This is a genomic window from Mesorhizobium sp. LEGMi-168a (assembly GCF_058312955.1).
Window position 1 is genome coordinate 11,785 of sequence record NZ_JBZEGV010000018.1, and the last position, 8,889, is coordinate 20,673.

At 63.0% G+C, this 8,889-nt stretch carries 11 protein-coding genes; 2 read left to right on the forward strand and 9 right to left on the reverse strand.

The window, feature by feature from the left end; genetic code table 11:
• Positions 1–2: 2 nt before the first annotated feature.
• The 9 genes from sctR to AC4FWB_RS21900 form a co-directional block, all read right to left on the reverse strand.
• Positions 3–656 (reverse strand): type III secretion system export apparatus subunit SctR, encoded by a 654-nt coding sequence (gene sctR / locus AC4FWB_RS21860; protein WP_320229837.1) that lies wholly within the window; start codon positions 654–656, stop codon positions 3–5.
• Positions 649–1,707: a type III secretion system cytoplasmic ring protein SctQ gene (gene sctQ, locus AC4FWB_RS21865; protein WP_491028324.1), complete on the reverse strand. Its 1,059-nt coding sequence runs from the start codon at positions 1,705–1,707 to the stop codon at positions 649–651. Before sctQ ends, sctR begins: the two co-directional genes overlap by 8 nt.
• A 79-nt stretch (positions 1,708–1,786) precedes the next feature.
• The gene (locus AC4FWB_RS21870; RefSeq protein WP_491028325.1) at positions 1,787–2,275 is read right to left on the reverse strand and encodes a hypothetical protein; all 489 of its coding nucleotides are present in this window, start codon (positions 2,273–2,275) and stop codon (positions 1,787–1,789) included.
• Entirely contained in the window at positions 2,262–3,620 is a 1,359-nt protein-coding gene (locus AC4FWB_RS21875) for a FliI/YscN family ATPase (RefSeq protein ID WP_491028326.1), read from the reverse strand. Before AC4FWB_RS21875 ends, AC4FWB_RS21870 begins: the two co-directional genes overlap by 14 nt.
• Positions 3,617–4,237: a type III secretion system stator protein SctL gene (gene sctL / locus AC4FWB_RS21880; protein WP_491028327.1), complete on the reverse strand. Its 621-nt coding sequence runs from the start codon at positions 4,235–4,237 to the stop codon at positions 3,617–3,619. Before sctL ends, AC4FWB_RS21875 begins: the two co-directional genes overlap by 4 nt.
• 4 nt (positions 4,238–4,241) lie before the next feature.
• Positions 4,242–4,862, reverse strand: coding sequence for a SctK family type III secretion system sorting platform protein (locus tag AC4FWB_RS21885; RefSeq protein WP_491028328.1), 621 nt, complete (start codon positions 4,860–4,862; stop codon positions 4,242–4,244).
• Positions 4,859–5,629 (reverse strand): type III secretion system inner membrane ring lipoprotein SctJ, encoded by a 771-nt coding sequence (gene sctJ / locus AC4FWB_RS21890; protein WP_491028329.1) that lies wholly within the window; start codon positions 5,627–5,629, stop codon positions 4,859–4,861. The genes AC4FWB_RS21885 and sctJ overlap by 4 nt, the downstream gene beginning before the upstream one ends.
• Positions 5,630–5,709: 80 nt before the next feature.
• The gene (locus tag AC4FWB_RS21895) at positions 5,710–6,336 is read right to left on the reverse strand and encodes a hypothetical protein (RefSeq protein WP_491028330.1); all 627 of its coding nucleotides are present in this window, start codon (positions 6,334–6,336) and stop codon (positions 5,710–5,712) included.
• 20 nt (positions 6,337–6,356) lie between these two features.
• On the reverse strand, positions 6,357–7,004 hold the full coding sequence (locus AC4FWB_RS21900; protein WP_491028331.1) for a type III secretion protein: 648 nt from the start codon (positions 7,002–7,004) through the stop codon (positions 6,357–6,359).
• A 281-nt stretch (positions 7,005–7,285) separates the two neighbouring features.
• On the opposite strand from AC4FWB_RS21900, the gene AC4FWB_RS21905 reads away from it, so the two are divergent.
• Together AC4FWB_RS21905 and AC4FWB_RS21910 are read left to right on the forward strand one after the other, a co-directional pair.
• A complete protein-coding gene (locus AC4FWB_RS21905) occupies positions 7,286–7,915 on the forward strand; it encodes a L,D-transpeptidase (protein ID WP_491028332.1) in 630 nt (209 codons plus the stop codon).
• A 34-nt stretch (positions 7,916–7,949) separates the two neighbouring features.
• Positions 7,950–8,885: a LysR family transcriptional regulator gene (locus AC4FWB_RS21910; RefSeq protein WP_491028333.1), complete on the forward strand. Its 936-nt coding sequence runs from the start codon at positions 7,950–7,952 to the stop codon at positions 8,883–8,885.
• The last annotated feature ends 4 nt before the right edge of the window (positions 8,886–8,889 follow it).

The following is an 8,889-nucleotide window of genomic DNA, read 5'->3' on the forward strand; positions in this document are numbered from 1 at the left end:
CGTCAGCCGTAACTCAGGATCAGGCCGTGCATCAGCCGCGACCAGCCATCGATGGCGACGAAAAGGAACAGTTTCAGCGGGATCGAGATGAGCACGGGCGAGACCATGATCATGCCGAGCGTCATCAGGACGTTCGCAACAACGATGTCGATGATGAGGAAAGGAAGGTAGAGCAGAAAGCCGATCTCGAACGCTCGCTTGAGTTCCGAGGCGACAAAAGCGGGAACAAGGATCGAGAGATCGTCGTCTCTGAGATTCTGGCGTGCCTGCTCCGGCCACAAGCGGTTGGTCCCGTCAAGAAAGAACTGCCGCTCTTCCGGCTGGGTGAATTTGATCAGGTGCTGCTGCAATGGTTCCCTGACCAGTTGCGCCGCCCTGGCGAGGTCGTCCGTCGTCTGGAACTGAACCTGCCCCTCCTGAAGTCGGCTCGACATCTCGCTCAGCAACGGTGTCGTGACGTAGACGGTGAGCACGAGCGCGATGCCGTAGAGCACCAGATTGGGCGGCATCTGCTGGACGCCGAGCGCGTTGCGGACGAGGAAAAGCACGACCGAGATTTTCAGGAAACCGGTCATCGTAACCACGGCCAGCGGTAACAGCCCGACGAAGCCGACCGCAATCAGGATCCCGAGGAGATTGGGCGAATTGTCAAGCATTATCGAACATGCGCTCGATCCTGACGCCCAGGCTTTCGCCAATGCGCACGATTTCCCCCCGGCCGACGCGTTTGCCGTTGGCCAAAATATCGACCGCCGGCTTCGTTACATCGGCGAGAGGAACGATAGCGCCGGGCGCCAGCTGCCTTACCTCCCCCACGGGCATTGTCGTGCGGCCGATCTCGAAGGCAAGCGCAACCGGCAACTCGTCGAGCGTCGACTCCTCCAACGTCTGGCCGGCTGGCGGCGGTGTGCTTTGGTTCATGGTCCACTCCCATTTCGATCCTGCAATTGCGGCTGGCGCGGCCAGCAGCCGTGGCCCATCGGCAGTCAAGCTGACCGGGGCAAAGAGGCGCTCGGCGATGACCAAAGCCGCCACGCCTTCTTCCTCCGCGTCATCGAAAAGAATCACGTCGTCGGGCCGCAGGCTTTGAAGCTCGCCAAGGCCGATCATCAGCGCACCGCGCCGGAGGCTGACCGGGAGCGGGAAAGCGGCCGGAACCCGCGCCTTGGCTTTCCCGATCTCGTCGAGCGCGCGGCCGATCCGCATCGCAAGCCCAGCACTCTTTGTGTTCAGAACGCAGTCTGTCGACTCGCCCTCGCCGGTCAGGACGAAAGCATATGAGGTTTCATCGGAAACGGTGTCTCCGCGCTCGATCGATGTGACCGATATCCCCTCGCCCAGCTGACCCTCGATCCATTGAAAGTCCTCTTCGAGAACGGACTCCAACAGCAGCGCGGCGTGAGCGGGTGCTAGCCGCCCCATGTCGACCAGCTCGTCCGCCATTGCGAGACCCCGTTCGACAATGGAAAGCGGCAGGCGCAATTTCCCTGCTGCGTCGCCGACGGTGAACGCAATCGTGCACTGCCGCGGTTCGGCAGCGTTAGGCGCCGGCCACACGGCCGCGATCGCCATGGTTCTGCCCGCGATCGTGATCTGCGTGGGCGCACGGCGGCGATAGAAGGCGTTCAACGCGCCAACCTCCGCCGCGGCGACGGATGCCAATGTCAACCGCTCGCCAAGGTGCGACCCCATGGCCCTGCGTTTCACGGGATTTCCCCGCGCTTTCTTCCTTGCCAGCGCCAAGGATTGAGGCATCACACCGCCACGCTCACGATCACGGTTTGGGCTATTGTTGTGGAGAGATGCGCGTTACGGCGCGCTCCTCTTCCTCTGCGAGCTCGGCCAGCGCGAGGCCGCGACGTGCGCCGCGTTTGATCAGATGTTGCAACAGCCGGTCCAGCTTCGTCACGGCTTTCATGGACTTGCGATGATCCTCACGGGCCGCCGACAACTCCACTTTGCGTCGCTGCTCGGCTATGCCTGTCTGCCTCTCGCTTTCCCGCAATTGCTCGGTTTCCCTGGCGGCGACCTCGAACCGCCCCTGGAGCTGAGAAAGTCTGGTGGCATTCACTGAATGTCCAACGAGCGAACCGAACGCTGCGTCCTCGGCCTCGGCTGTCGTTTGAAGATGCTCCGCAACGGCGGCCGCCGCCTTTCGAGACTCCCCGATCGCCCGCTGCGCGGCACCGTGCCTTTTGATGACCGCTTCCTGTGCCCGTTCTTCACGGTGGCGCCGGAGGTCGCGCAATCGAGCGATCACGTCACGGTCTTTCATTGACGATCTCCCGCATGCGTTGGCGTGTCTTCTCGATGGTCTCGTGCGTGGCGGATGCCTGACGCAGGAAGGCATTGATGGTGTCGATCTTCGCAACCGCCTCGTCCGCAACCGCATCGCTGCCCTTTTCGTATTCGCCGACGCGCAACAGCAGCTCGATGTCGGCGTAGCGGGCGAGCAACTCGCGCATGCGGCCGGCGTCGGACCGGTGCCCGGGCGGCACCACCGTGTCCATCAGACGGCTCCGGCTGCGCAGCACGTCGATGGCCGGGAAATGATTGCGCTGCGCAAGTTCGTTCGACAGAAAGACGTGGCCGTCGAGAAGCGCCTGGATTTCCTCGGCGACCGGGTCCAGCGTGCCGTCGCCCTCCAGAAGGACGCTGTAGAGGCTGGTGACGGAACCTATGTGACCGGGCCCCGAGCGCTCGAGCAGGCGCGGCAGGACCGCAAACAGCGAGGAGGGAAAGCCGCGGCGCGTCGGCGGCTCGCCTGAAGCGAGACCGATCTCGCGCTGAGCACGGGCGAACCGCGTTATGTTGTCCATTGCCAACAGGACGTGCTTGCCCTGGTCGCGAAAATATTCGGCAATGCTGGTCGCCACATAGGCCGCCTTGACGCGCTCGATGGCGGGCCGGTCGGAGGTCGCGACGACGATGACTGCGCGCGCCAGCCCTTCCGGCCCAAGCTGATGCTGGATGAACTCGCGCACTTCGCGCCCGCGTTCACCGACGAGAGCCACCACGGCGACGTCCGCGTCGGTGCCGGTGACAATGTCGGAAAGCAGAACCGACTTGCCGACGCCTGGTTCGCCGAAGATGCCGACGCGCTGCCCGCGCGCGCAGGTGAGCAGTCCATCGAGGGCGCGAATCCCGAGTTGGATTGGCTCGGAAATCAAGCTGCGTTCGAGCGGCGACGGCGGATAGGCATTGACCGGGTAGCTGCCGGCAATGCCATCCGGAGGAAGCGGCCTGCCGTCCAATGGCTCGCCGAGCGCGCTGATCACGCGACCGAGAAGCCCAGGCCCGACTGGTACCGACTGGTCCTTCCCGGTCGCAACCACCTCGGTCAGGCTTGAAAGACCCGTCAGATCGCCCAGCGGAACCAGGATCGCCATCTCGTCCATGAGGCCGACGACTTCAGCCTTGGTTGCCTTGCCTGTCCTGGGGTCCAGGAGGTCGCATATCTCGCCGATCCGCACCTCTTCCACCGTCGCGTGGATGACGGTACCGGTTACCCGTCGCACACGTCCCCTGCGGGGCCGGCTGGCATCGTCGCGCAAGCCTGAGCGCAGCCCAGGAATGATGGATGCGAGCCGGCTCTCTGTGTCGGCGGCGGGGCGCGTCATGCCGGCGCCCCGGCCTTTGACAGGAGCGCGGCGGCGATGGCATCGAGTTGCGCGCCTATACTGGCATCGATGACGGCAATGTCAGTAGAGAGAATGCACGCTTCTGCCGCAAGCGTGTCATCCCCCTCGATCTCGACCGTCATGCCGAGATCGCCCGCGCGCAGGACCGCGTGCAGCTCATCGCGAACCCTGCCAACGGAACCGGGATGGACGCGCACCTTCAGATATTTGGCGCGGCGAATTTCAGCGGTCGCTTGCCCGGCCGCCTTGGCGACAAGCATGCTGACGTCAAATTCCCCCAGCATCCGCCTGACGACATCGACGGCCAGACCTATGACCTCGGCGTCCAGCCCGGCGAGATAACGATCCACCTTGATCGCAGTCTCGCTCACCAAACGCGCGGCATCGGCGTCGCCTTGCGCCTTGCCGTCGTCATAGCCCTGCGCATATTCGGCCGCATAGGCTCGCCGAGCCGCCTCGCGCATCTGCTGCGCATCACGCCTGGCTTCGTCGAGGAAGGCATATCCGTCCAGCCATGCGCGTGCCTCGGCAGCGCGCAGAATGCGGGCGCGAGGGCGCCTGGATATATCATTGATCGCGTTGTCCGGTCCGACCATCTGTCTATCGCATCGCTCGCCGAATGATCGCCGGACCAACTTCGGCAAATGGTGCAGCCGGCGTCTGGTCGACGAGTTCATGCGGCATCAGCTTGAGGCGAACGCGCATGCTCGTATCGCGGGGCATCGCCTGACACCAGGCGCCGAGGCAGCTCAAGCCGTCGGCATGGACGCTGTCGTAGACCTCTTCCAGAGGCTCCAGAGACTGGACGGGCCCGGCCAAGTCGCGGTTGGCGACTGCAAAGGAGCAGATATCCGCGCCGAGAGCCGCTTGCAGGGCTGCCGCTTCGCGTCCATCAATGACGGCGGCAATGCTGTCGGCCCGATAGATTGCGCCCGAGCGAAGCGCAAGTTCCTCCAACTCTTCGCTCGACAACAAGGCGATCGTCCGATCCACTTCGTCGGCCGGCTCGTCGGCCGCGCAGGAAAGCCCGTAATGATCGAGGAGAAGCATCGACAGCCGCTCTTGCAGGCGCCGTGACTGACGCATTCGCTCACACGCAGCCTCGCCGATCGCGCCACCAAAGCATTCCGCGAGCCGGGCGGCGTCCGTGTAGCCTGCGGGATCGCACAGGAAGGCTTGCCATTCCGGGCTGGCGGCTTGCTTCGGATCGGTCTGGATCATGTCTTCCTCGCCGGCGTTGCAACCGCGTCGAGCGCATAGACTCCAGGCCGTCGGTACCACTGGACGTAAGCCAGGCGAGCAGCCAGCGCGAGTATGGCCGCCGCCATGCCGTAGAACAGCCACATCGCCGCTGCGACGCTGTCCGGATGCATCCAAAGGCCGAGGAACGTGGTGAAGCCCGCTTCAACGGTTTCCTGCTCGGCGGGGGGCGCGGCAACCGGAATGAGGGTCACGGAGACGTTGTCATAGGTCAGTCCCGCGACGCCTTTGGCCACCAGCATCTTGACCTGCGGGATCAGCTCGTTCATCGAAACCGATGCGCGATGCCGGATGAAGACCGAGGCGGACGACGGCACCAACTGCTGTCTCAGAGGATCATTTTCAGGCAGGACGAGGTGAACGCGCGCGGACAGCACGCCGTCGATATCCGAGATCGTCTGCGACAATTCCTGGCTCAGGCCATAGATCATCGTCGCCCGCTCTTCCACCGGCGAGGAGACAAGCCCGTCTCGTTTGAACACCTCGCCCAGTGTCTGGAATTCCTGCTTGGGCAATCCGCTCTCATCGAGAATCGCCACGGCTTCGGCAAAGCGGTTCTTCTCGACGAAAACCGTCATCTTGCCGTCCTTGCCGGCTTCGCGCTGGGCCGGTATCCCATGGCGCACCAGCGTGGCGACGACCTCATTGGCCTGCCGCTGGTCGAGGTTGGAATACAGCTCCTCCGAGCAGGCCTGCAGCGCAAGCATGCCAAAGATTACGACCGCCACGCGGCACCGGGCGCCGCATCGATCGAGGAGCGTTGACCGCCGCGGCGGGACTATTGCATGCACGAATACCCCGTCGCGTTCTACTGCTGCTTGATCAGCGTGCTGGTGGACGATGTCACCGCGGTCACGCTGCTCGTCACGACCTCGAGATTGGCGGCCGCCCACATCACCGAAATGGATCGTTCAAGGAGTTGCTCGGCGTTCTTTGCCGGCGCGTCCTCGCTTTCCTTGGCTGAAGGAGCCGTCTTGCTCTCGGCATCCTGCGTCGCGGCGGCGTTTCCCGGGGCGTTCGCCTGGCCAAGGGCCTTCTGGACCTGTTGCATCGTGCCTTCCAACGACTGCACCGCAGAGCCGAACAGCGCCGCTGGATCCCTGAACGTTCCGCCTCCCGACTTCTCCACCTCGGCCAGATAGTCGAAGAGCTTGCGTTCGACGATCGGCTCGGTCTTGTCCGATTTGGCGGATTGCCCGGCCATTGCGGGATTGGCGCCGGAGGATGCCTGCGCCACCTGTTGGCCTGCCGGCGCAGTGGCATCGCCGCGCTCAGGCGCACCGGCCTTGGCGGCATCGTGTTTTTCCTCACCGGCGCCGACCATTCGGCTGTCAGGCTGCGCCGTCGCGCCGGCGGCGATCTGCTGCTGCGAGGCCACGCTGGTGGTCAAATTGGCAAGCGTGGCTTCCAGGGCTCCAATCGGTGCGATTTGCATGAACCTGCTCCTCCGCTTGCCTAATTCGTCTTGTCGGAGGGAACATTCTGCGCCTCCGCCTGCTTTCCGCGGAAAACGCGGACCGAAGTGACCTTGCCGGAGTCCGGCTTCGCGCTCGGCGCAGCGGCAACGCCGAGCGTCTTGCGGACGATCTCGACATAGGATGGCGGTCCCGACACCGAAACGACGTCGTCTTCCCTGGAAACCTTTACCGGAAACCTTGGATCGATGACGCCCAGCCGCGAAAGCCGTTCCTGCGCATGCGCCGCTGTGTTGGCATCAAGCGGGATCATCTCCGTCTGGACCTCGGCTTCGGTCGCGACGTTCATGACGATACCGTCAAAGTGCCAGACCAAGCCGTATCGATTGCAGATCTCGTCCAGAAACTCGCGCGCCGTTCCTACCGGCATGCCAGCGCTCAGGCGCCCTTTGACAAGCTTGCTGACCCGCATAGGCGTGTGCATGTTGCGGCCAAGCTCGACCAGCGCGTCCGCCACCGATTGATCGACCGTGATGTATCTGTACGGGCCGCCAGGCCAGCGCGGTTCAGCGGCGTTCGCCTGCAACGCGTGGCCAAACGTAAGGATCGCGGCAAGGCAACCAATGGCTAAGGCCGCCTTGGCTCCCGATAAAAGATCCACATGGCAGGTACCGCGTCCCGTCAACATTGGTCCTATCGCAAGCGCATGCGCAAGACCGCATCGCCCGCTTCATGGTTTGCCCGCCTGTTCCACTCTATCGCGCGTATTGGAAAATTGGAAGTCCAATTGGATCGGATGAACATGCTCGGTTCCAAATGTTGCGAACGATTCAGAAACCGATATGGTGCGCGCAACAAATCGATCACCGGTCCGTGATCACCGGTTCGTAATATCGACGCAGGAAGGGATTGGTCTCGGTGGCCCTCGCGAACTCCGTCAGTTTCTCAGGAAGCGGGGACTTTGTAGGCTTGCGTCTGTCGATCCTGCTTGCCGCTGGTTTGATCGCCGCCACGGTTCCGGCGCAGGCGCAATCGAACAGCGGCTATGATCCAAGAAGCTGGACATACGATCAGACCAGAAACGTGCTGGTCTCCCCCTCTGCTCCGGACCAGGCTCCAGAGGGAGAAGATCAGTCCGGATGGTCGCCAGCGCCCAGGGAGATCGTGAATTTCAGCGAAGCTGAGCCAAAGGGGTCGATCGTGATCAACACCGCTGAGCGGCGCCTCTACTACATCCTCGGAGGTGGCAAAGCGCTGCGATACGCGGTGGGCGTTGGCAAGGAGGGACTGGAGTGGTCCGGCCGCGACACGATCTCGAGCAAGAAGAGCTGGCCCGATTGGCGGCCACCTGCCGAAATGCGATCCAGGGAAGCGTCGAAGGGCCGCTTGCTGCCTGCGCGTGTTGAGGGAGGGCCGAACAACCCGCTGGGCGCGCGGGCGCTGTACATCGGCAGATCGCTTTATCGCGTCCACGGCACCAACCAGCCATGGACTGTCGGACAGGCGAACTCCTCCGGTTGCATCCGCATGACCAATGAGGACGTTATCGATCTATATGACCGGGTAAAGATCGGCGCCCAGATCATTGTCCGACACTAGCCGCTCGATGCGCCCCGCTGCCTGAGATGAGTGAATGACCGCCGTGATACCTTTCAACATCAAGCAGATCGAAACCTTTCTCCTGGTGGCGACCTTCGGAAGCTTTCGGAAAGCAGCGGAGCGCCTGAACACCACGCAGCCGGCTGTGTCCACTCGAATCGCCGGGCTTGAGAAAGCGCTGGGCGCCAAGCTGTTCGAGCGCCACAGCAGCACGGTCAAGCTGACGGCCGAAGGCCAAAGGCTGCTGCCTTCAGCGCAACGGGTCCTGCACGTGGCGGAGCGGCTGCAGATCATGGCCAACTCTCTGTCCGAACCCTCAGAGACGACAGGTGTGCTGAGGCTTGGGGTGGCTGAAACGATCGTGCACACCTGGCTTCCGGATTTCCTGAAAGAACTGCAGGCGAGCCATCCACTTGTCGACGCCGATATTGTCGTCGATGCAACGACGACCCTTCGCGGCGAACTCATGTCACACCGGCTCGACCTGGCGGTGCTGATGGGCCCAGTCCTCGAATACAGCATCGAGAACATCGAGATGCCTTCATTCCCGCTCGTCTGGGTCTGCTCCCCGTGCCTGGAATTGCCCGATCGGAGCAGGTTGACGCTGGGCGACCTGATGCAGTTTCCAATTATAAGCTACGCGCGAACCACGCGACCCTACAGCGAACTTTACCACAAGCTGAACAGCGAGTTTGAGGAGGCGCCTCGTATATTCCCGGCCAGTTCGCTGGCTGCCTCGATCAAGATGACCCTCAATGGAATTGGCATTGCCTCCCTCCCCAGGGAGGTCATCCGCGACTACACCGCTAGCGGCAAACTGCGGATCGTCGACTGCGAATGGCATCCATCCGATTTGCAGTTCACCGCCTCCTATGCCTCCAACCCCTCAAATCCGCTGGCCGAGCAGGCCGCCAGCCTGGCGGCCACGGTCGCGCGCACATATGCAGCGAGAATCGCCAAGACGCAGTGAGCCG